General features: G+C 63.3%; 20 protein-coding genes. 9 read left to right on the forward strand and 11 right to left on the reverse strand.

The window, feature by feature from the left end; translation table 11 throughout:
• Positions 1-157: 157 nt before the first annotated feature.
• From ABVQ20_RS18680 to ABVQ20_RS18695, 4 genes are all read right to left on the reverse strand, one after another.
• Positions 158-1,312, reverse strand: coding sequence for an ABC transporter substrate-binding protein (locus ABVQ20_RS18680; RefSeq protein WP_354460974.1), 1,155 nt, complete (start codon positions 1,310-1,312; stop codon positions 158-160).
• Positions 1,313-1,541: 229 nt separating this feature from the next.
• Positions 1,542-2,453, reverse strand: a complete 912-nt coding sequence (locus ABVQ20_RS18685; RefSeq protein ID WP_354460975.1) for a LysR family transcriptional regulator — start codon at positions 2,451-2,453, stop codon at positions 1,542-1,544.
• A gap of 83 nt (positions 2,454-2,536) precedes the next feature.
• Positions 2,537-3,154 (reverse strand): DedA family protein, encoded by a 618-nt coding sequence (locus ABVQ20_RS18690; RefSeq protein WP_354460976.1) that lies wholly within the window; start codon positions 3,152-3,154, stop codon positions 2,537-2,539.
• A complete protein-coding gene (locus ABVQ20_RS18695) occupies positions 3,151-3,651 on the reverse strand; it encodes a class I SAM-dependent methyltransferase (protein ID WP_354460977.1) in 501 nt (166 codons plus the stop codon). The genes ABVQ20_RS18690 and ABVQ20_RS18695 overlap by 4 nt, the downstream gene beginning before the upstream one ends.
• Before the next feature lie 401 nt (positions 3,652-4,052).
• Between ABVQ20_RS18695 and ABVQ20_RS18700 the strand changes: the two genes are divergently transcribed.
• The 4 genes from ABVQ20_RS18700 to ABVQ20_RS18715 are packed head-to-tail and all read left to right on the forward strand — an operon-like array spanning position 4,053 to position 7,494.
• Positions 4,053-4,727, forward strand: coding sequence for a response regulator transcription factor (locus ABVQ20_RS18700; protein WP_354460978.1), 675 nt, complete (start codon positions 4,053-4,055; stop codon positions 4,725-4,727).
• Entirely contained in the window at positions 4,724-6,097 is a 1,374-nt protein-coding gene (locus tag ABVQ20_RS18705; protein WP_354460979.1) for a sensor histidine kinase, read from the forward strand. The genes ABVQ20_RS18700 and ABVQ20_RS18705 overlap by 4 nt, the downstream gene beginning before the upstream one ends.
• Before the next feature lie 58 nt (positions 6,098-6,155).
• Positions 6,156-6,605 (forward strand): RrF2 family transcriptional regulator, encoded by a 450-nt coding sequence (locus ABVQ20_RS18710; protein ID WP_354460980.1) that lies wholly within the window; start codon positions 6,156-6,158, stop codon positions 6,603-6,605.
• Positions 6,595-7,494 carry an NAD(P)/FAD-dependent oxidoreductase gene (locus tag ABVQ20_RS18715; protein ID WP_354460981.1) on the forward strand — a complete coding sequence of 300 codons (900 nt, stop codon included), beginning with the start codon at positions 6,595-6,597 and terminating at the stop codon, positions 7,492-7,494. Before ABVQ20_RS18710 ends, ABVQ20_RS18715 begins: the two co-directional genes overlap by 11 nt.
• Here ABVQ20_RS18715 and ABVQ20_RS18720 read toward each other — a convergent pair.
• Entirely contained in the window at positions 7,491-8,267 is a 777-nt protein-coding gene (locus tag ABVQ20_RS18720) for a DeoR/GlpR family DNA-binding transcription regulator (RefSeq protein ID WP_354460982.1), read from the reverse strand. The genes ABVQ20_RS18715 and ABVQ20_RS18720 overlap by 4 nt on opposite strands.
• A gap of 446 nt (positions 8,268-8,713) precedes the next feature.
• Between ABVQ20_RS18720 and ABVQ20_RS18725 the strand changes: the two genes are divergently transcribed.
• Both ABVQ20_RS18725 and ABVQ20_RS18730 read left to right on the forward strand, forming a co-directional pair.
• On the forward strand, positions 8,714-9,601 hold the full coding sequence (locus ABVQ20_RS18725; protein WP_354460983.1) for a phosphotransferase: 888 nt from the start codon (positions 8,714-8,716) through the stop codon (positions 9,599-9,601).
• Positions 9,598-12,051, forward strand: a complete 2,454-nt coding sequence (locus ABVQ20_RS18730; protein ID WP_354460984.1) for a GcvT family protein — start codon at positions 9,598-9,600, stop codon at positions 12,049-12,051. Before ABVQ20_RS18725 ends, ABVQ20_RS18730 begins: the two co-directional genes overlap by 4 nt.
• A gap of 34 nt (positions 12,052-12,085) precedes the next feature.
• On the opposite strand, the gene ABVQ20_RS18735 is transcribed toward ABVQ20_RS18730, so the two are convergent.
• A complete protein-coding gene (locus ABVQ20_RS18735; RefSeq protein ID WP_354460985.1) occupies positions 12,086-12,727 on the reverse strand; it encodes a class I SAM-dependent DNA methyltransferase in 642 nt (213 codons plus the stop codon).
• A gap of 104 nt (positions 12,728-12,831) precedes the next feature.
• Between ABVQ20_RS18735 and ABVQ20_RS18740 the strand changes: the two genes are divergently transcribed.
• Positions 12,832-13,734, forward strand: a complete 903-nt coding sequence (locus ABVQ20_RS18740) for a phosphotransferase (RefSeq protein WP_354460986.1) — start codon at positions 12,832-12,834, stop codon at positions 13,732-13,734.
• Here the strand turns inward: ABVQ20_RS18740 and ABVQ20_RS18745 are convergent.
• The 3 genes from ABVQ20_RS18745 to ABVQ20_RS18755 all read right to left on the reverse strand — a co-directional run bounded on the left by ABVQ20_RS18745 (position 13,731) and on the right by ABVQ20_RS18755 (position 16,443).
• Complete coding sequence (locus tag ABVQ20_RS18745; protein WP_354460988.1) at positions 13,731-14,654, reverse strand: DMT family transporter; 924 nt, start codon at positions 14,652-14,654, stop codon at positions 13,731-13,733. The two genes, ABVQ20_RS18740 and ABVQ20_RS18745, sit on opposite strands and share 4 nt — an antisense overlap.
• A 131-nt stretch (positions 14,655-14,785) precedes the next feature.
• On the reverse strand, positions 14,786-15,046 hold the full coding sequence (locus ABVQ20_RS18750; protein WP_435528387.1) for a hypothetical protein: 261 nt from the start codon (positions 15,044-15,046) through the stop codon (positions 14,786-14,788).
• 110 nt (positions 15,047-15,156) lie between these two features.
• On the reverse strand, positions 15,157-16,443 hold the full coding sequence (locus ABVQ20_RS18755; protein ID WP_354460989.1) for an amidohydrolase family protein: 1,287 nt from the start codon (positions 16,441-16,443) through the stop codon (positions 15,157-15,159).
• A 177-nt stretch (positions 16,444-16,620) separates the two neighbouring features.
• Between ABVQ20_RS18755 and ABVQ20_RS18760 the strand changes: the two genes are divergently transcribed.
• Positions 16,621-18,375: an ABC transporter ATP-binding protein gene (locus ABVQ20_RS18760; protein WP_354460990.1), complete on the forward strand. Its 1,755-nt coding sequence runs from the start codon at positions 16,621-16,623 to the stop codon at positions 18,373-18,375.
• A gap of 42 nt (positions 18,376-18,417) precedes the next feature.
• Here ABVQ20_RS18760 and ilvD read toward each other — a convergent pair whose 3' ends face one another.
• Complete coding sequence (gene ilvD / locus ABVQ20_RS18765) at positions 18,418-20,262, reverse strand: dihydroxy-acid dehydratase (protein ID WP_354460991.1); 1,845 nt, start codon at positions 20,260-20,262, stop codon at positions 18,418-18,420.
• A 253-nt stretch (positions 20,263-20,515) separates the two neighbouring features.
• On the opposite strand from ilvD, the gene ABVQ20_RS18770 reads away from it, so the two are divergent.
• On the forward strand, positions 20,516-20,986 hold the full coding sequence (locus ABVQ20_RS18770) for a VOC family protein (protein ID WP_354460992.1): 471 nt from the start codon (positions 20,516-20,518) through the stop codon (positions 20,984-20,986).
• A gap of 175 nt (positions 20,987-21,161) precedes the next feature.
• On the opposite strand, the gene ABVQ20_RS18775 is transcribed toward ABVQ20_RS18770, so the two are convergent.
• A complete protein-coding gene (locus ABVQ20_RS18775; protein ID WP_354460993.1) occupies positions 21,162-22,754 on the reverse strand; it encodes a peptide chain release factor 3 in 1,593 nt (530 codons plus the stop codon).
• Positions 22,755-22,887: the final 133 nt, after the last annotated feature.

A 22,887-nucleotide genomic window follows, 5' to 3' on the forward strand; every position in this document is an offset into this window, starting at 1 on the left:
AGTGCTGCCGCTCATCCGCCTGCCGGCACCTTCTCCCCGCATAGAGACGGGGAGAAGGGAGAAGCTCCCGCGCTGACGCCCCCCTCTCCCCGTCTCTATACGGGGAGAGGGTAAGGGTGAGGGGCAGCGTCAACCTATCAATAAATGCGTGGCGAAATCACCGACCGCCGATGACGCCGATATAGTCCGACACCCAACGGTAGTAGGGCACGCACTGGTCGTTCTGGCTGGCGCATTTCGACACCGGGGTCTTCCAGAACTTGATCTTGTCGAAGTTCTCGTAGCCGTTGGTCTTGCAGCCTTCCTCGCCGAGCAGTTCGTTGCCCTTGCAGGCGGCCGGCACAACCGGAAGCGAGCCGAACCAGGCCGAAACATCGCCCTGCACTTTCGGTGCCAGCGAGTGCTCGAGCCACTTGTAGGCACAGTTCGGATTGGCCGCGTCGGCTTCCATCATCGTGGTGTCGGCCCAGCCGGTGACACCTTCCTCGGGAACGGTCGAGGCGATCGGCTTCTTGGCGGCGACCAGCGTGTTGACCTGGAACGGCCACGAACCCGAGGCGACAACGCCTTCGTTCTGGAAGTCGTCGACCTGGATCGCCGCGTCATGCCAGTAGCGGCCAACCAGCGTGCGCTGGACGCGCAGCAGCGCGAGTGCAGCCTTGTACTGGTCTTCGTTCAGTTCGTAGGGATCCTTGATGCCCAGCTCCGGCTTGTGGAACATCAAATAGTTGGCGGCGTCCGCGATGTGGATCGGTCCGTCATAAGCCTGGACGCGGCCCTTGTTGGACTTGCCGTCCGGCAGGTTCATTTCCTCGAAGACGACGTTCCAGCTCTTCGGCGCTTGCTTGAACACGTCGGTGTTGTACATCAGGATGTTCGGGCCCCACTGGTAGGGGACACCATAATGGACGCCGCCGACAGTGAACCATGGCGCGTTCTTCAAGCGGTCGTCGACCGTCTTCCAGCTTGGGATGAGATCGGTGTTGATCGGCTGGACGCGCTTGCCGGCGACGAGGCGCAACGAGGCATCCCCTGAGGCCGTGACGAGGTCGAAACCACCCTCGTTCATCAGCGAGACCATCTCGTCGGAGGTGTTGGCGGTCTTGACGTTGACCTTGCAGCCGGTCTCCTTCTCGAAGGAGGTGACCCAGTCATACCCCTTGTCGGTCTCGCCGCGCTCGATATAGCCCGGCCACGCGACAATGTTGACCTGACCCTCGCCCTTGCCGAGTTCCTTGACCTGGGCGACTGCCTGGCCGGAGAAGGTCAGCGCGACCGTCAAAGCAGTGCATGACTTCAAAAATGAATTCATCATCAATCTCCCATTTTGGCGCGTGACCCCGAAACCCGGATCGGCTTTCGGAACGGATCATGCGCGAACTTAAAGTGTCAGTTCGCCCGATGGCGAGCAGCGCTCCAAGGGGCCGCACTTGCGGCGGCTTTGGTCCCTGAGATGCAAGGTGCTGTGAAAATTCCGGTTTCGCAAATTCATTTATCAGAAAGGCGATATCGGTTTTCCCGATAGGTCGACGAGAATATTGTCAGGGCCGCTGGCGGACGGTGCGCTGCGACTGGGCGAGGCCGATGAAGTCGCGCGCGGCCTGCGGCAGGCCGGAACCGCGCCGCCAGACCATGCCTACCTGCACCACCGGCAACGAGCCCGAAATATCGCGCGATTCGATGCGGTCGCCTTCCAGCGACCACGGCCGGTAGACAAGATCGGGCAGCAGCGCCACGCCGGCGCCGGTGGCAACCAGGCTGCGCACCGCTTCAACGGAACGGGTGCGAAAGGCGACATGCGGCTTGGCGCCGATCGCCGTTAGCAGCTTGCCGGTGTTCTCCTCGATCTCGTCGACGGTGAGCATGATCAGCGGCTCCGAGGCGATGTCGCCGATGCCGATGATATCCGCGCCGGCCAGGGGATGGCCGAGCGGCAGCCACAGCCGATAGGCGGAGACTTCGAGGATTTCGGACTGCAGCGCGGTGCGGTCGCGCAGGTTGGAGGTCACCATGACGGCGATGTCGAGCTTGCCGCCGATCAGCAGGTGTTCGAGATAGTCGCCATTGTCCTCGATGGCTGAGACCTCGACGCCCGGATAGGCGCGGCGGTAGCGGGCAAGCAGATCCGACAGCACGTAGCCGGCGACCAGCGATGTGACGCCGAGTTGCAGCCGCCCGCCCGCCACGGCCTGCTCTCCAGAGAAGGAGCGGCGTGCGTCGGAGACGTCAGCAAGAATTTTTGTCGCGTGGCGCAGGAACTGATGGCCCTTGTGGGTGATGTTCAGGCCGCGCGGATGGCGCTCGAACAGTTCGACGCCGAGATCGCTTTCAAGCTCCTTGATTGCTTCGGTGACCGAGGATTGCGAGATGGAGAGGTTTTGCGCGGCGCGCGATACCGTCCCTTGCTCGGCCACGGCGATGAAGAACTGCAGCTGGCGGATGGTGAAAGCCATGGCCGGACTAAACACCGGCGCGAAAGCGAAGGAAAGCCGACGCCGGAGCTTATCCCATAACTGGGAGCGGAGGCGCCTCGCGTTCAGCCGAGCGCCAGCCTGATGCGCCGCCGCCACGCGGGGCCATAGCGCAGCGCAAGCATGAATGCCGTCTCCAGGGCCACGACGATGACAATGATGCGAAAGCCCACCGTGAGGGTGTCCTTGCCGCTGCCGCGCATCAGGTAGCCGGTGACGAGAAAGCCGGCATTCCAGAGCATGGCGCCGATCATTGTCGCGGCGGCGAAGGGCAAGGCAGGCAGGCGGAGCGCACCGGCCGCGATCGGCAGGTAATTGCGCACCGTGGGAATGAACTGCGCCAGCAACGAGACCCGGATATGATTGCGGCGATAGGCCTGGCCGAGCTTATGGTAGGTCGAAGGTCGCAGACAGACATATCGACCGAACCGGTCGACCAGCCTGTCAGCACGATCGGAGCCGATCCGACGGCCCACCGCGTACCAGACAAGACAGCCAGCGGACGAGGCAAGCGTCGTCACCAGCATCAGGATCGCCAACGTCACTGCATCCGGAGCCGCCGTCATGCCGAGGAACAGCAGCAGCACGTGCGAAGGCGGGATCGGCAGGATCTTTTCGGTCAAGGCGAGGCAGAAGACGCCGAACAGACCGAGGCCGAGAATGCTCGACAGCGGCCCGGTCAAGAGAAGCGCCAATCATAGGTTTTGACGGTCTTGATCCTGGAGATCCGGTAGACGGTGGCCGGCGGGAAATTGCGAAGTGTGAAGCCGATCCGCGTCGCTTCGAGATCGAGGCAGTCCAGCATTGGCTGGTCGATCGGGCAGCGCCAACCGAGCGTGAACTGATACAGTGCGCCACCTGGGCGCAGATTGGCAAAGACGCCTTCGAGAATGGCCCTTGTGTGGCGCGGCGTTATCAGCCGGAAGGGAAGGCCGCTGACCGCGGCACCAACAACCGGCTCGTCGAACAGCGGCAGGTGACGCAGGCCGACCGCGTCCATCTCGAGAATGCGAGCCCCGGGGAAGCGCCGCCTGAGCATGGCGGCGAAATCGGGATCGGATTCGATCAGCGTCAAATCCCTCTCGCGCACACCACGTGTCAGCAAAGCCCGCGTGAACGGTCCGGTGCCCGGGCCAAGCTCGAGCACAGGCCCGGTCTCGGGGCCGATGTCTTGCGTCATCAGCGCTGCCAGGCTGGAGCTGGACGGCGTTACGGAACCAATTTTGGCCGGCGCCGAGGTCCAGGCCAGAAGAAAAGACAAGGCGTCACTTGCAGGCATATCCATCCTCGATATTTGAAGCGGCCGACGCGCCGTTGAGGCCAGCGCGACCGCTCTATCTCTGTTTGAGCATCCGATTTCCCGAAGCCAATTCCTGGGTCCGATGCTCCCGCGTCCGAACACAAGCGAATCGCTCGCCGGCATTCGATGGGTGGTGTTTGCGACGACCGGATTGCATAGACATTGCGAAAACCGGAGATTGCAAGAAATGGTCTGCACGCTGCCGGCGCTTCAAAATCGCCATGTTTGCGCAATCTTGGCGATGTAGGGCGGCGGATACTGGTCTTCGCCAAGGGTGATAAATGCGTATCTTGCTGGTCGAGGACGAACCGGAAATGGTTTCGGCGCTGCGCGCCGCGCTGAAGCGGCACGACATGGTCGTCGATCATGCCGCCTCGCTGCTCGAGGCGAGGGATTTCGTCACCGTCGACGCCTATGACGCCATCCTTCTCGACCGGCAACTGCCGGATGGCGATGGGCTTTCGCTGGTGTCAAAACTGCGCGCCGACAAGAACACCACTCCGGTGCTGATGCTGACCGCGAGGGGCGATACCGCGGACAAGGTCGACGGACTGGACATGGGAGCAGACGACTATCTGGCGAAGCCGTTCGCTTTCGAGGAGCTCATGGCGCGGCTTCGCGCGCTGCTCAGGCGTCCCGCGCCGATGCAGTCGCAAGTGATCCGGGCCGGCCATCTCGTCCTCGACGTCGGACACCGAGAGGTGTCGATCCGCGGCGAACTGCTCGGCTTGCCGCGCCGCGAGCTTCTCGTGCTCGAGACGCTGATGCGGCGCACCGGCCGCATGGTGCAGCGTGAGGCCCTGATGGAAGCGGTCTTCGGCTTCGACGATGAAATCCAGTCCAACGCGCTCGACACCCATGTTTCGCGCCTGCGCCGCAAGCTCACCGATGCCGATAGCGGGGTGACGATCAACGGCATTCGCGGCGTCGGCTATCTGTTGCGCGAGACACCATGACGCTGCGACGCCCGCGATCGCTGAAATGGAGCCTGGTGCTGCGCATCGCCCTGCTGCAATGCGCGATGCTGACACTGATCATCCTCGGCATCATCGGCGCATTGCTGGCCACCGGGCTTATTCCACACGACTACGAGGACGCGTCCCTTGATGTGCTCGTGGACGCCATCGCGCGCGACGCCAAGGGCGATCTCATCCTCAAGGAGACACCTGACCTCATCACGTTGCGCTCGAACGTCCCGGATCTCTGGTTCATCATCAGGGACAAGCAAGGTCATCGGCTTCAGGAAGGCACGGTGCCCGCCGCGTTCCAGCCCTTTGTCGGACTGCTGGACAACATCAGCGACGCCCGTATCGACCATGCCATCGGTGATGCCGCGCCGCCCGCCGCCAAGATCCGATGGTCCGACACGGCGGCCGGCAGCGTCCAGATCATGACCGGAACCAAGGGCGGGCTTTCCCTGCTTCGCTTGCTCATGGAAGCGCCACAACTCTTCCTGTGGGGGATATTGCCGCTTGCCGGGCTGATGGGGCTTGCCACGCTTTTCGCCACGCCCTGGGTGGTGCGCGGTGCGCTTTCGGGCCTTGGCCATGCGGCCACGGAGGCCGAGCGCATCGATATCGACAAGCGCGGCGTGCGGCTGCCCCTGAAGGACGTGCCCAGGGAAGTCACGCCACTGGTCAAGGCGGTGAATGCGGCGCTGGAACGCCTCGACAGGGGCTATGAGCGTCACAAGCGCTTCTTGACCGACGCGGCGCACGAATTGCGAACGCCGGTCGCCATCCTCAACACACGCCTTGCCTCGCTGCCGCCAATGCCCGAACGGGCCCGGCTGCTGCAGGACGCGGCGCGCCTTTCGACGCTGGCCGACCAGCTTCTCGACCTGCAGCGCCTCGACCGGCAGGCCGAGCATTTCAAGCCGGTCGACCTTGTGGTGATCGCGCGCAACGTTGTCGTCGATCTCGCGCCGATGGCCTTTTCGGCTGGTTATGAGATGTCCTTCGAGCCGGCGGCGAAATCGGTCTTCGTCACCGGCGACCGGACCGCAATCGAGCGCGCCGTGACCAATCTGGTCCAGAACGCCATCGAGCATGGCGGCAATACTGGAAAGATAACGGTCAGTGTCACCGCACCCGCCGTGATCGAGGTTCTGGACGAGGGCGACGGCGTGCCACTGGGCGAACGTGAGCGGATCTTCGAGCCGTTCTACCGGCTGCACCCGCGCGATCACGGCGCCGGACTCGGTCTCAATCTGGTGCAGGAGATGATGCAGCTGCATGGCGGCCGGATCGAGATCCTCCAGGGTGATCCATCAGGCGCCCGGTTCCGGATGACTTTTCCGACAGCTTCAGCCGCCGCCGAGGACTGACCAGAAACCCTCTCTCGCGGGGTTTGACATCCAGAAGATTCGTAACTATGTAAGTTACATGAAACGCAACAGCAGGCTTTCCTCGACCTTGCACATCCTCGTCCACATGGCCGAGACACCGGGCCGCGCCCTGACCTCCGAACAGCTCGCCGCCTTCATCCATACGAACCCGGTTGTCGTTCGCCGCACCATCGCCGGCCTGCGGGACGCGGGTATCGTCACCTCGGCGCGAGGCCATGGCGGCGGCTGGCTGCTTGGCCGGGCGCCGGAAGCCATTTCATTGGCCGAGATCAGCGTCGCGCTTGGCGAAACGCTGCTGCCGTTCAGCACAGAACCGGAAAGCCCGGGCTGCCTCGTCGAGCAAGCGGTGATCGCTGTTCTCGACGAATTCCGTGTCGAGGCGGAGAAGCTGCTTGAGCAGAAGCTCAGCCTCATCACGCTCGCCGACCTGACCGCCGACTTCCGCCGGCGCTATGACCTGATTGGAGTGTCCAGCCATGCGGTATGACCTGATCGTCGTGGGCGGCAGCTTTGCCGGCCTGTCCGCCGCCATCCAGGCGGCTCGGGCGCGGCGCAATGTGCTGGTGATCGACGCCGGCCAGCCGCGCAACCGCTTTGCCGAGCATTCGCACGGATTCCTGGGACAGGACGGACGCGCGCCCGATGCGATACTGGACGACGCGAGGCGGCAATTGCTTGCCTATCCGACGGCCAGCGTTTTCAGCGGGCGTGCGGACAGGGCCATGGCCGCCGGCAGCGACGACTTCGAAGTCACCATCGGTGGTGGCGAGACATTCGGCGCCGCACGACTGGTGCTGGCGACCGGCGTTCGCGACATCCTGCCGGACGTTCCCGGGCTTGCCGAACAATGGGGCAAGACCGTTCTGCACTGCCCCTATTGCCATGGCTACGAGGTCTCCGGCGGACCGCTTGGCGCGCTCGCAACCGGTCCGATGTCGATGCATCAGGCGCAGTTGATCGCCGACTGGGGCGATGTCACGCTGTTCGGCAACGGCCTGCTTGAGCCCGACGCCGAGCAAATGGCCGTCCTGGACAAGTGCAAGGTGAGGTTTGAGCCGACCATTGTCACCGAACTGCAAGAAGACGGTTCCGGCGGATTGATCGTCCATCTCAACGACAGCCGAAGGGCCGGCGTCAGGGCGATGTTCACCGCGCCGCGCAACACAATGGCGAGCCCGCTGGCCGAGCAGCTCGGCTGCGGCTTCACCGACGGTTTCATGGGTCCCGTGATCACCGTCGACGAGCGGCAGCAGACAACGGTTCCCGGCGTCTATGCCGCCGGAGACGCGGCACGCGCGATGCATAACATCGCCTTCGCCGTGGCGGGTGGCGCCTTCGCGGGCGTATGCGCCCACCAATCGATGGTGTTCGGCTAGGACCCGGCTGCGCCGCCAGCGATGCTGAGTCGCGCTCCGGCCTGCGCAAGGGCGGCGGCTATGTCATCCGGTGGCGACCGGTCGGTGGCGAGTTCGGAAAAGCCGTCGAAGCCGCAGACCTGGACCAGACCCTGACGGCCGAACTTGCTGTGGTCGGTTATGACGAGAGACCGCTGGCCGCGCGACAGGACCATGCGGGCGAATTCCGCTTCTTCCAGATTGTAATCCATGATGCCCATCGCGGTATCGACAGCACCGGTCGAGATCACCGCGTGGCTGACGGAAAAGCGGCTGACAAACTCGATGGCCGAGACGCCGAAGGCGGCGCCTGAATCGCTGCGCAGCTCGCCGCCGGCCATGTAGACCTTGTTGCCGTTGACGGTGGCCAGCGTGCGGGCGATGTCGGACGAGTTTGTCACGACCGTCAGCCGCCGATGTCCCAGCAGTTCTCGTGCAAGGAAAGACGTCGTCGTGCCGGTGTCGAGCATGATCGATTCACCGTCGCGGATGGTTGCCGCGACCATGCGGGCAATGGCGCGCTTGGCGTCGGCGTTCTCGCGCATGCGTCGCTCGAACGGAGCTTCACCCGCCATCGACAGCAGGCCGATGGCGCCATGCATCTTCAGGACCGAACCGTCGCTGGTCAGCGGCTTGACGTCGCGGCGCACGGTCTCCAGCGACACGCCGAGCCGATCGGCAAGGCTGGCGATGGTGATGGTGCCCTCTTCCTGCAGGAGACGCAGGATCTCGCCATGTCGCTTCGAGTGGATCATCGGTTCTCGTTCGGTGAATTGCCGCGCCTTGACCGCTTCTAAGGCAAACCTGCTGAGTATGACAAGGAATCATCGGCACTATCGGGCAATAAGACATAAAAAGCCACAAGTTTGCGTTGACAAGCCGACCACATGGCATGACACTGCCTTCATGCAGGCTCGGACTGCCGTGGGAAAATGATGGCTGAGCCGCATCCAAACTTGCCCGCCGAAGCGCTTGGGAAATTGATGGCGCCACGGCGACGACATTTTTCGAATCCGCGGGGGCGGATGCCAGCCTCGAGCAGGCCGGCGTATGGGGCTCGTCGGTGCGGTGCGGGGCGTAGGTCCCGAGATACGCACCGACGAGAACTTCGAAAATATCAGCGCATGTCGCCACGGCAGCCCGGCACCTTTGTGCAGGCCGTGGCGCTTGGCCGACCCCTCGCCAAACGAGGAACAGCACCATGACCGCCGAAGACCGCATCCGCACCTTGCCCTGCTGGGCGGGCAGCATCGATATCGCGCCGCTGCCGGGTGGCCTCAGCAACGCCAACTATCTGGTCAAGGACGCGGCCGGGCAGCACGTGGTGCGCTTCGGCAAGGACTACCCGTTCCACCACGTCTTTCGCGACCGCGAGGTGATGACCGCACGCGCGGCACATGCGGGGGGCTTCGCGCCGGCCGTCCACTATGCCGAACCGGGTATCATGGTGACGCAATTCCTGGGCGCCCGGACCTATCTGGCCGAGGACGTGCGCGCCAATATCGGCCGCGTCGCATCGCTGATGCGCGGGTTTCACCGGGAGATGCCCAACCACGTCTCCGGTGCCGGCTTCATGTTCTGGGTGTTCCATGTCATCCGCGACTACGCGCGCACGCTGCAGGCTGGCGACAGCCGCATGACCGGCGAGTTGCCTAGATATCTCGCACTTGCCGACGAACTTGAGCGGGCGCAGGCGCTGTTGCCGATCGTCTTCGGCCACAACGATCTTTTGCCGGCCAATCTGCTCGACGACGGCCACAAGCTGTGGCTGATCGACTTCGAATATGCCGGTTTCAACACCGCAATGTTCGACCTCGCCGGCGTCGCCTCCAATGCCGGCATGTCCGAGGACGAGTCGGAAAAGCTGCTGACCGCCTATCTCAGCCGTGAGCCGGACGAGAAAATCCGCCGCTCGCATGCGGCCATGCAGTGCGCTTCGCTGCTGCGCGAGGCGATGTGGAGCATGGTTTCGGAACTGCACCTCGACGCGCCGGGCGTCGATTACGTCGCCTATACCGGCGAGAACCTGGCGCGGCTCGAGATCGCGCTGGAAAACTACAGAACAAAATACGGGATTCAAAAACCATGACATTGCCTACACATGCCGGGATCGTCGTCATTGGCGGCGGCATCATCGGCTGTTCGACGGCCTATCACCTGGCCCGCGATCACAAGGCCGATGTCGTGCTTTTGGAACAGGGCAAGCTGACGTCCGGCTCGACGTGGCATGCCGCCGGCCTGGTCGGCCAGCTGCGTTCGTCGGCCTCGATCACCCGCGTACTCAAATATTCCGTCGAGCTCTACAAGGGGCTGGAGGCCGAGACGGGTCTCGCCACCGGCTGGAAGATGACCGGGTGCCTGCGGCTGGCCACCAATGCCGACCGCTGGACTGAATACAAAAGACTGGCGACGACAGCCAGGAGCTTCGGCATGGACATGCACTTGCTGTCGCCGGCCGAAGTGAAAAGAATGTGGCCACTCATGGAAACCGACGATCTCGTCGGCGCTTCCTGGCTGCCGACCGACGGACAGGCCAGCCCTTCCGACATCACGCAGTCACTGGCCAAGGGCGCGCGCATGCATGGCGCGAAGCTGTTCGAGGAGGTGCGCGTCACCGGCTTCGAGATGACGGACGGCCGCATCACGAAAGTGAAGACCAACAAGGGCGACATCGCCTGCGACAAGGTGGTGAACTGCGCCGGCCAGTGGGCACGGCAGGTCGGCGCCATGGCGGGTATCAACGTGCCGCTGCACCCGGTGAAGCACCAGTACATCATCACCGAGAAGATCGACGGGCTGGCGACCAACGCGCCGACACTGCGCGACCCGGACCGGCGCACCTATTTCAAGGAGGAGGTCGGTGGACTGGTGATGGGCGGCTATGAGCCCAACCCGCAGGCCTGGACGACTGATCTTCCCGGGGGCGACGTACCCAACGACTGGGAATTCCGGTTGTTCGACGACGATTACGACCATTTCGAACAGCACATGCGCCAAGCGATCGCACGCGTGCCGGCGCTGGAAACCGTCGGCGTCAAGCAGATGATCAACGGGCCGGAGAGCTTTACGCCGGACGGCAATTTCATTCTCGGCGTGGCGCCCGAATGCGCCAACATGTTCGTCGGCGCCGGTTTCAATGCCTTCGGCATAGCATCGGGTGGCGGCGCCGGCTGGGTGCTGGCGCAATGGGCTGTCGATGGCGAGGCGCCGCTCGACCTGTGGGCTGTCGACATCCGACGATTTTCCAACCTGCACCGCGATCGGCAATGGGTTTGCGAGCGTACGCTGGAGGCCTATGGCAAGCACTATACGATCGGCTTTCCGCATGAGGAATACACCAGCGGAAGACCGCGCATCGTCTCGCCGCTCTACGAACGGCTGAAGAAACACCGCGCCGTGTTCGGATCCAAGCTCGGCTGGGAACGGCCTAACTGGTTCGCGCCAGAGGGCGTCGAGGCAAAAGACATCTATTCGATGGGGCGGCAGAACTGGTTCGCGGCGGTCGGCGAAGAGCACAAGCATGTACGCGAAAAGGTTGGCATCTTCGATCAGTCATCTTTCGCCAAATACGAACTGAGCGGACCCGACGCACTGAAAGCGCTGGACTGGATCTGCGCCAACGACGTCAGCAAGCCGGTCGGCCGGCTGACCTACACGCAGCTTCTCAACACGCGCGGCGGCATCGAGGCCGACCTGACCGTGGCGCGGCTGGCCGAGGAGAAGTTCTATATCGTCACGGGCACCGGTTTCCGCACGCATGATCTGTCGTGGATCGGCGATCATATCGGCGACGGCCTCGATGCCAAGCTCATCGATGTCACCGAGGATTTCGGCACGTTGTCACTGATGGGACCGCACGCCCGCGACGTGCTGGCTGACGTGACCGATGCGGATGTGTCGAATGCCGGCTTCCCCTTCGGCCATGCGCGCGAAATTGCCATTGCCGGACACATCGTTCGGGCGCTGCGGGTCACCTATGTCGGCGAACTCGGCTGGGAGTTGCATGTGCCGATCGCTGCCACCGGCGAAGTCTTCGACGCGCTGATAGCGGCGGGCAAGAAGCACGGCATCCGACCGGTCGGCTACCGGGCGCTGGAATCGCTGCGGCTGGAAAAAGGTTACCGCGCCTGGGGTTCGGACATCACGCCCAATGATACGCCGCAGGAAGCCGGGCTCGGCTGGGCGGTCAAGCTGCGCAAGAACACGGATTTCATTGGCCGCCGCGCGCTCGAGGCGATCAACGGCGCCGCATTGAAGAAACGCTTTGCCGGCTTCACCGTCGACGATCCGGCGGTCGTGCTGGTCGGGCGCGAGACGATCCTGCGCGATGGCCAGCCGGTCGGCTATCTGACCAGCGGCGGCTACGGCTATACGCTGGGCCAGAACATCGGCTTCGGCTATGTGCGCAACGCCGACGGCGTCAGCGACGATTTCCTCGCCTCTGGCAATTACGAGCTTGTCGTGGCGATGGAGCCTACGCCGGCAACGATCCGTCTTGAGCCGATGTATGACCCTGCCGGTGACAGGGTGAAAGCGTAGAGCAAATCCAGGAAAAGTGTGAAACGGTTTTCCGTCAGCTCACACGCAGCACGAGACCGCGGCTGGGCACGGTGTCCGCCTCGCCCGGCATCGAGACATAAGGGGCCGTCTCCTCGGCGCGCGTGACGACGCCTTGCGCTTCGAGCTCCGCGATCCTTTCCGCAAAGCCGGCATCCCACAGCGTGTTCTTGACCGTCAGCACGATCACCCCGCCAGGCCGGCAGATGCGGATCAACTCGTCCAGTCCCTCGACGCCGACATGGCCCGAGGTGAAGACGCCCGCCGAGACGATCCCGGCATAAGCACCATCAACGAAAGGCAGCGGCCCACCGAGCGCCAGGCAATGCAGCGCCGAATAGACGCCCTTGCGAGCGGCCTGCGCCAGCATGCCCTGGGAAATGTCGAGCGCCTCGACAAGAGGATAGCCGGTGATGCTCAGCCATTCGCCGATGAGCCCGGTGCCAGCCCCGGCATCGAGCAGCGGCGAGGCGCCGCGCGGCAGATGGCGGGCGAGCAAGGCAAGGCAGATCGTCGGATGGCGATAGCCGGCCGCCGACATATCGGCATCATAGGTCTGCGACCAGCTGTCGTAGAGGGCCGCAACCTCCTCCGGTCGCTTGGCCGCATAGACCGCACCAAGTGCGCCAGGCGCACCATCATGTCCATTGTCAGCCACTCGTGTTCCATCCAGTTCGTGAATCCCCAACGGATGATAGCCAAACGGTGAAAATTGTGGAACCGTTGCGGCGATAAATAACGGCGCGACAGGGGGACGCTGGCATGGCGGTTGACGAGGCGCGTGCGGTGCTTGCGGGCATTCCGATCCTTGCCGACTATCGAGGCCAGTTGGAGCGGCTCGGCGGCCTCACCAACCTTGTCTTCAAGGCCGGTGACTTCTGCCTGCGCATTCCCGGCAAGGGCACCGAAGAATATATCAACCGCGCCAATGAGGCCGTGGCGGCGCGGGAAGCAGCCAAGGCCGGCGTCAGCCCCGACGTGCTGCATTTCGACAGCGGGACAGGGGTTATGGTGACGCGGTTCGTTGCCGGTGCCGAGACCATGTCGCCGGAGAAATTCCGGACGCTGACAGGCAGCCCGGCCCGCGCTGGCCACGCCTTTCGCAAGCTGCACACGTCAGGCGCGATATTTCCCTTCCGCTTCGAACTGTTTTCGATGATCGACGATTATCTGCGGGTGCTCTCGACCAAGGATGTGACCCTGCCCGCCGGCTACCACGACGTTGTCAGCGAGGCCGGAACCGTGCGGTCGGCGCTTGCCGCCCATCCACTCCCCTTGGTGGCTTGCCATTGCGATCCGCTGTGCGAGAACTTTCTCGATACGGGCGACAGGATGTGGATCGTCGACTGGGAATATTCCGGCATGAACGACCCGCTGTGGGATCTCGGCGACCTGTCGGTGGAAGGCAAGTTCGACGCTGGACAGGACGAGGAGATGATGCGCGCCTATTTCGGCGGCGAGCCGAAACCCGCCGAGCGCGGCCGTATCGTCATCCACAAGGCGATGTGCGACCTTTTGTGGACGCTGTGGGGGCTGATCCAGCTCGCCAACAACAATCCGGTCGACGACTTTCGCGCCTATGCCGATGGACGATTTGCGCGCTGCAAGGCGCTGATGGAGACGCCCGAGTTTTCAAGGCATCTGATGGCGATACGACAGGGCTAGTTCACGCCCTTCGGCACGTTTTCGGGAGGCACCGTGATATCCACCACCTTCTGGCGATGGAAGATGAACAGGCCGGCCAGCACGACGATGCCGGAGCCGATCAGGATGCGCGGGCCGGGAACATCGCCGAAGAACACCAGTCCGAACACCACCGCCCACAAGAGCAGCGTGTAGTGCAGCGGTGCCAGCGTCGAGGCAGGCGCCAGCTTCAGCGCCCTGGTGATCATCAGATGCGCGCCGCAGGAGACGATGCCCAGCAGCAGCATGGCGCCGAAATCGAGCGCCGATGGGGTCTGCCAGGCGCCTATGGTCAGGACACCGCCGACCACCAGCGTCCCGATCGTCTGCCATGTCACCAGATTGGTGTCGCTGGTGCCGCGCAGGCGTCGGTTGAGGATGATGGCGAAAGCGAAGGAAATGCTGCCGGCGAGCGCAAAGCCCGACGACAGCGAGAACGCCGCCGAGGAGGGTTTCAGCATGATCAGCACACCACAGAAGCCAAGCAGGATCGCCATCCAGCGGCGCCAGCCGACCTTCTCGCCAAGCAGCAGATGCGACAGCGCCGCGACATAGATCGGCCCGGCCATGTAGAAGCTCATGACGTCGGCGAGCGGCAGATAGACCACGGCGGCATAGAAGAAGGCGGTGTCGAGCGTCGTCATGACGACGCGCAGAACCTGCAGCTCAAGCCGCTCCATCCGAAACAGCTTGCCCGTGCCCTGACGGGCGATCATCGGACCGAGCACGAAGAAGGCGCCGATCGAACGGATCAGCACGACCTGCCCGACCGAGAAGCTGGCAACCAGCCACTTGCCCATGGCATCGTTCAGCGCAAACAGGAAGTCGCCAGCCAACATCAACAGAATGCCGGCCAAAAGCACGTTCTTGATGGTCGAATTCTGCGCCACGGGCTGCGTCATGCCGGTCCCGGATCCTTCCTCTGCGAGCTGGACAGATTGCGTCGTAGACGCAAGCCATCGCTTTGACGAGGACAAATCGGGCGTTCGGCAATGCCAGCGCCGGGAATCGGCTGGGTCTGCCCCGTTGCGGCCTATTTGGGCCGCGGCCGGATAATGATCGGGCGATAGAACACAGGCTGGTCCCAGGGATCGAAGGCCGGCGTGGCGCGCAGTTCCGCGCGCCGCTCAAGATCGATGCGCTGCAGGCACTCGGCAAAGGCGTCGTTCTTCTTGAGGAAGCCATAGGACCGGCATTTCGCCTCGTCAGCGGCACGGCGATCCTGCGCCGACATCGTCGTGCAGCCGGCACTGATTGCCGCCAGTGCGGCCACGATCGCTATCTTGCGCCACATGGAGATCCTCCTCAAATAAAGTGGAGGTTTATTGTATACTTATTTTCGACGGATGACACGCCCCGGCTTTGATGCAGGCCCAGCGCCCTCTTGGGCCTGCCAGATCATTGTCAGCGGCCGGTCGGGCGATGCCGGCGGTTCACCGTTGCCGGCCTCCCCTCGATAGCAAGCCGCGTGTCCTGCCTGGTCCGCTCCGCCACCACCTTGCCCCTTGCGATGACGCAGATGCGCTCGGCGCGCAGGCGCAAGGCCTCGATCGGGTTGCCGGCATCGAGAACGACGAGGCTGGCGCGCTTGCCGACCGCCAGGCCCAGATGATCCAGCCCCATGATGGCGGCGTTGACGTTGGTGACCATGTCGAAGCAGCGCGCCATGTCGGCTGGACTCGACATCTGGGCGACATGAAGGCCCATGAAGGCGACGTCGAGCATGTCGGCGGTGCCCAGGGAATACCAGGGATCGAGCACGCAATCCTGACCCCAGCCGACACGGATGCCGAGCGCCTGCATTTCCTTGACCCGGGTCAGGCCGCGGCGTTTCGGAAATGTGTCGTGGCGACCTTGCAGCATGATGTTGATCAACGGATTGGGGATGGCTGAAACACCCGCCTCTGCGATCAGCGGCAGAAGCTTCGAGACATAATAATTGTCCATCGAATGCATGGAGGTGAGATGCGAGCCGGCCACCCTGCCCTGCAATCCGAGGCGCTGCGTTTCATAGGCCAGCTGTTCGACATGGCGCGACAGCGGATCGTCGGTCTCGTCGCAATGCAGGTCGACCATCAGGCCGCGCTTGGCCGCGATCTCGCAGAGTTCGCTCACCGAACGCGCGCCGTCGGCCATGGTGCGCTCGAAATGCGGAATGCCACCGACGACATCGACGCCCATGTCGAGGGCACGGAGGGTGTTTTCACGCGCTGTCGGCGAGCGGTAAAATCCATCCTGCGGGAAGGCGACCAATTGCAGGTCGATATAGGGCGCGATGGTTTTCTTCACGTCGAGCAGCGCTTCCACCGCCAGCAGCCGGTCGTCGCAGACATCGACATGCGTGCGGATGGCCAGCAGGCCCATCGACACCGCCCAGTCGCAATAGGCGAGCGCGCGGTCGCGCACCGCCTCATGCGTCAACAGCGGCTTCAATTCACCCCACAGTGAAATGCCTTCCAGCAGCGTGCCCGACGCATTGATGCGCGGGATACCGTAGGACAGGGTCGCATCCATGTGGAAATGTGGATCGACGAAGGGCGGCGAGACCAGATTGCCGCGCGCGTCGATGGCTGTACCCGCCGTGACATTCAGTTCGGGCTCGATCGCCACGATCGTCTCGCCGACAATGCCGATGTCGGCGATCCTGCCGTCAGGCAGCGTTCCGCCGCGCACGATAAGGTCGAAATTCATCGTTCGTCATCCCCTTGAAGAATCATGTCGCGACAGTGGCGCAAAGGACAGCCTGCCGCAGTCGTTTCCTTCGAATGACTGCTACAGGTTCCATCACGCGGCAACTGGTTCTATAAGCCGCCTCTCGCCCCTGTGGCGAATCCGAAATTCGCGTCAGTCAGACATGGGATCCACCATTTGTTTCGCTTCTTCCGTTCGACGGAGAACCAGCGCCTTGTCGTAAGGCTGGTCAGGGAATCCTTCCGGCAACACATGTTCGGATACGGCGCCGCCATCCTGTCGATGCTGGTGGTGGCCGGCATGACGGCTGCCAGTGCCTGGATCCTGCGAGAAATCACCAATGAATTCGTGATCGACAAGAGAATCGAACGCGTCAACATGATTGCCGCGGCGGTCGCCGTGATCTTCATCGTCAAGGGCGTCGCCAATTTCGTCCAGGCCTACTTCATGAGCCGGGTCGGCAACGCCATCATCGCTGAACGGCAGCGCAAGATCTACGACCGCATACTGGCGCAAGGTATCGAATTCTACCATTCGACCTCGTCGTCCGACCTGATCACCCGCATGACCAACAACGCGCAGGCGGCACGCAACGTGCTCGACCTCGTCGTCACGTCCTATGTACGGGATCTGGTGACCTTGGTTGCCCTCGTGCTGGTCATGATCGTGCAGCAGCCAGCGCTGTCCCTGATCTGCTTCGTCGTCGGCCCCCTGGCCATCTACGGGGTCAACCTCATCCTGAAGCGCGTCCGCAAATTCGCCGCCATGGAGTTCCGCTCGGTCGGCCAGATCGTGCAAGTGATCCAGGAAACCGCGATCGGTGTGCGCGTGGTCAAGGCCTTCAACCTCGAAGGCATGATGCGCAAGCGCATGTACAGGGCGGTGTCGGACGTCGAGGACCGGGCCAACAACATCGCGACTCTGGAAGCCGTTACCAGTCCGGTGATGGAAACGCTCGCCGGGCTGGCGATCGCCGGCGCTGTCCTGGTCAGCGGCCTTCTGGTCCTGGAAGGCGGCCAGACACCAGGCGGCATCATGGCCTTCATCGCGGCGTTGCTGCTGGCCTATGAGCCGGCGAAGCGCCTTGCGCGCGTGCGCATCGCGCTTGAGAGTGGCATTGTCGGCGTGCGCATGATGTTCCAGCTGGCCGACGAGCCGCTGACGCTGGCCGAGAAGCCGGATGCGAAGCCACTTCTGGCCGGACCGGGCGAGATCAGGTTCGACGCCGTCAGCTTCGCCTATCAAAATGGCCCGCCGGTGCTCGACCGGTTCGACATGACGCTTGCGCCCGGCAAGATGACGGCACTGGTCGGACCGTCCGGCAGCGGCAAATCGACGATTTTGAACCTGATCATGCGTATGTACGACCCTCAGAGCGGCAGGGTGCTGTTCGATGGCCAGGACATCTCCCATGCCACGCTCGCCTCGCTGCGGGAAAAGATCGCCTATGTCAGCCAGGACACGTTCCTGTTTGCTGGCACGATCATGCACAACATCCGCCTCGGGCGTCAGGATGCGACGGATGCGGAGGTGATCGCCGCCGCCAGGGCCGCCAATGCACACGACTTCATCAGCGCGCAGGCGAAAGGCTACGAGACGGAAGTCGGCGAAAACGGCGCCTTCTTGTCCGGTGGCCAGCGTCAACGCATTTCAATCGCCCGCGCCATGCTGCGCAATGCCGAGATCCTGTTGCTGGACGAGGCGACGAGCGCGCTCGATGCCGAATCGGAGGCGCTGTTCCGCGACGCATTGCAGCAACTGACCGAGGGACGCACGACGATCGTCATCGCGCATCGTCTGTCGACCGTGCACCAGGCCGACACGATCGTCGTGCTCGAAGCCGGCAAGGTGGTGGAGAGCGGCCCGCACAGGGACCTTCTCAAGCAGGGCGGGCTCTATCAGAAGCTGTATGAATATCAGCTGATGCCGTGAGGGCTTTTCCTTCTCCCCCTGTGGGAGAAGGAAAAACTGCCCTTATTCCGGAACGTGCCTCACCGCACCCTTGTCGGCGCTGGTCGCAAAGGCGGCATAGGCTCGCAAGGCGGTCGTCACCTTGCGCTTGCGCTTCTCCTGCGGCTTCCAGGCGCCCGCACCCTTTGCTTCCATCGCTGCCCGGCGGCTGGCAAGCTCGGCTTCGCTGACAGCGATGCGGATGGTGCGGTTCGGAATGTCGATCTCCACCGTATCGCCTTCCTGCACCAGCCCGATCAATCCGCCCTCCGCGGCCTCCGGCGAGACATGGCCGATCGACAGGCCCGACGTACCGCCGGAGAAGCGGCCATCGGTGACCAGCGCGCAGGCCTTGCCGAGGCCCTTCGACTTCAGATAGCTGGTCGGGTAAAGCATTTCCTGCATGCCGGGACCGCCGCGCGGCCCCTCGTAGCGGATGACGACGACGTCGCCGGCCTTGATCTCGTTCGACAGGATCGCCTTGACGCTGGCGTCCTGGCTTTCGAACACGCGGGCCGGACCCGTGAATTTCAGGATCGATTCATCGACGCCGGCGGTCTTCACGATGCAGCCGTCAAGCGCCAGATTGCCTTTCAGGACGGCGAGGCCGCCATCCTTGGAGAAGGGATGCTCCGCTGAGCGGATGACACCTTTTTCGCGGTCGAGATCGAGCTCGTCCCAGCGGCGGTCCTGGCTGAAGGCGACCTGTGTCGGCACGCCACCGGGTGCGGCCAGGAAGAAGTCGCGGACGCTTTGGCTCGAGGTGCGGGAGATGTCCCAATGGTCGAGTGCTTCACCTAGCGTTGAGGTATGCACGGTCGGCAGATCGCGGTTGATCAGCCCGGCATTGTCGAGCTGGCCGAGGATCGCCATGATGCCGCCGGCGCGATGGACGTCTTCCATGTGCACATCCGACTTGGCAGGAGCTACCTTGCACAGCACCGGCACCCTGCGTGACAGTGCATCAATGTCATCCTGGTCGAAATCGATCTCGCCCTCATGCGCCGCGGCCAGGATGTGCAGCACGGTGTTGGTCGAGCCGCCCATGGCGATATCGAGCGTCATGGCGTTCTCGAACGCGCCCTTCGCGGCGATGTTGCGTGGCAACGCCGTCTCGTCGTCCTGCTCGTAATAGCGCTGGGCGAGATCGACGATCAGATGGCCGGCCTCGACGAACAGACGCTTGCGGTCGGCATGCGTGGCCAGCGTCGAGCCGTTGCCCGGCAGCGACAATCCCAGCGCTTCGGTCAGGCAGTTCATCGAATTGGCGGTGAACATGCCCGAGCAGGAGCCGCAGGTCGGGCATGCCGAGCGCTCGATGGTCTTGACGTCCTCATCGGAAATCTTGTCGTCGGCGGCGGCAACCATGGCATCGACGAGGTCGAGCGCCTGCGTCTTGCCGGCCAGCACGACCTTGCCGGCCTCCATCGGTCCGCCGGAAACGAAGACGGTCGGGATGTTGAGGCGCAAGCTGGCCATCAGCATTCCCGGCGTGATCTTGTCGCAATTGGAGATGCAGACCATGGCGTCGGCGCAATGCGCGTTGACCATGTATTCGACCGAGTCGGCGATCAGTTCGCGCGACGGCAGCGAATAGAGCATGCCGTCATGGCCCATCGCGATGCCGTCGTCGACGGCGATGGTGTTGAACTCCTTGGCAACGCCGCCAGCCTTCTCGATCTCGCGCGCCACCAGCTGGCCAAGGTCCTTCAAATGGACATGGCCCGGCACGAACTGGGTGAAGGAATTGACCACCGCGATGATCGGCTTGCCGAAATCGCTGTCCTTCATACCGGTGGCGCGCCAGAGGCCGCGGGCGCCGGCCATGTTGCGGCCATGGGTGGTGGTGCGGGAGCGATAGGCAGGCATGTTTTTTCCTTGGTGGCTGGCCGCTGCCTAAGCATGGCGCGGCGGAGCTGAATTCGGACCGCAGGCGTTATAACCGCCATAGCTTGGTCTGGCCACAATTTTGCAATGCGCCAGATTCTCAAAGAAAATTGCGCGCCGCTGTCGGATCGCGTGTCGCACGTCCGTCCTTGGGCAGACGGCAGGGGAATGGCGCCATTCTTGGCGCCAACCGTTCAACCGCAGCAGCAACCAAAACAGCCCGAGGAGAGAGACGATGCAAAAGATCACCACCTTCCTGTGGTTCGACGGACAGGCCGAAGAGGCGATGAACCACTACATCTCCATCTTCGAGAACTCGAAAGTGCTCAGCGTGACACGCTGGCCAAAAGGCCACGCCGAGGAAGGCAAAGTGCTGGTGGCCTCGTTCGAACTCGACGGCATCCAGTTCCAGGCGCTGAATGGCGGGCCGCAGTACAAGTTCACCGAGGCGATGTCGCTCTCCATCGACTGCAAGACGCAGCAAGAAGTCGATCATTTCTGGACAAGGCTGACCGAGGGCGGCGGCGAACCCGGGCCTTGCGGCTGGCTGAAGGACAAGTTCGGCGTCTCCTGGCAGGTCGTGCCGGAGCAATTGCCGAGACTGCTGCAGGATCCGGACCGGGCCAAGGCCGGCCGGGTGATGAATGCGATGATGCAGATGGGCAAGATTGATATCGCCAAGATCGAAGCGGCGGCGAAGGGGTGAGCCCTGCGCGGTCTTCCCTTCTCCCCCTGTGGGAGAAGGTGGATCGGCGCGAAGCGCCGAGACGGTTGAGGGGTGCTCCAGCGGAGTGAGGCGTTGGCGTTCCCCGGAACACCCCTCATCCGTCGCCTTCGGCGACACCTTCTCCCACAAGGGGAGAAGGGAAAGGCAGCGCGGCTTACGCCGCCTTGTCGCGGACCTGATAGTCCTTGATCGTGGCGAAGCGGATCGCTTTCCAGCGCTCGGCTTCGTAGTTCAGCGAGAAGGCGTGCTGGGCGAGGAAGACCGGATCGTTGTCGAGGTCGCGGGCGATGTCGCCTCTGTGCGCCTCGATGAAGCGGTGAACCTCGGCCTTGTCGTCGGCCGATATCCAGCGGCATACCGAGAAGCGCGACATCTCGAATTCGACCGGCAGCGTGTATTCGAAGTTCAGCCGCTCCTTCAACACGTCGAGCTGCAGGGCGCCAACGACGCCGACGATGGCCGGTGAACCGTCCTCGGGCGAGAACAGCTGCACGACGCCCTCCTCGGCCATCTGGTGCAGTGCTTCCTTGAGCTTCTTGGCCTTCATCGCATCGCCGAGGCGGACGCGGCGCAGGATTTCCGGGGCAAAATTCGGCACACCACGGAACAGGATCTCCTCGCCCTCGGTCAGCGTGTCGCCAATGCGCAGCGTACCATGATTGGGGATGCCGACGACGTCGCCGGCAAAGGCCTCGTCGGCGGTGACGCGGGTGCGGGCGAAGAAAAACTGCGGCGCCGACAGTGACATCGGCTTGCCTGTGCGCACCAGCTTGGCTTTCATGCCGCGCTCGAGCTTGCCCGAGCAGACGCGGACGAAAGCGATGCGGTCGCGGTGGTTGGGATCCATGTTGGCCTGGATCTTGAAGACGAAGGACGTCATCTTGTCCTCGGTCGCCTCGACCTTGCGCGTGTCGGCCTCCTGCGCGCGCGGCGGCGGCCCATAGGCGCCGAGCGCCTCGATCAGGTCGCGGACGCCATAGTTGCGCAGCGCCGAGCCGAAATAAACCGGCGTCAGATGGCCTTCACGGAAGGCGTCGAGGTCGAGCGGCCGGCAGGCTTCGCGCGCCAGTTCGAGCTCCTCGATGAAGGCCTCGCGCTCGTTTTCCGGCAGCAGGCCGGCGACGCGGTTGGAATCGGGACCGTTGACCGGCGTGCGTTCCTTTTCCGCATCGCCCTTGCGCACGGCATTCTGAGCCAGATGATAGGTGCCGGAGAACGTCTTGCCGCGGCCGATCGGCCAGGTGATCGGCGCGGTGTCCAGCGCCAGCTTCTGCTCGATCTCGTCGAGGATCTCGAACGGATCGCGGCTTTCGCGGTCCATCTTGTTGATGAAGGTGATGATCGGGATGTCGCGCAGGCGGCAGACCTCGAACAGTTTCAGCGTGCGCGGCTCGATGCCCTTGGCGGCGTCGATCACCATGACCGCGCTATCGACCGCCGAAAGCGTGCGGTAGGTATCGTCAGCGAAATCCTCGTGGCCGGGCGTGTCCAGGAGGTTGAAGACATTGTCCTCATACTCGAACGTCATCACCGAGGTGACGACGGAAATGCCGCGCTCGCGCTCGATCTTCATCCAGTCGGAGCGGGTCTGGATCCTGTCCTTCTTGGCCTTGACCTCGCCGGCAAGCTGGATGGCGCCGCCGAACAAAAGCAGCTTTTCGGTGAGCGTGGTCTTGCCGGCGTCCGGATGCGCGATGATCGCGAAGGTGCGGCGGCGCGATACCGCCTGTTCGATGTCTTCAGCCAATGTCTGGAATCCTGTCTGTGGCGCGGGCTTCTAGCAGCGCTTCTTGGGCCTGTCGAACAGTTTTGGGCAGATAGGCCTCGCCCAATATGGTAACGGCTAACCGAAATGCCACTCAAAATTCGGCAAAGGTCCA

The organism is Mesorhizobium shangrilense (assembly GCF_040537815.1).
Classification (GTDB): domain Bacteria; phylum Pseudomonadota; class Alphaproteobacteria; order Rhizobiales; family Rhizobiaceae; genus Mesorhizobium; species Mesorhizobium shangrilense.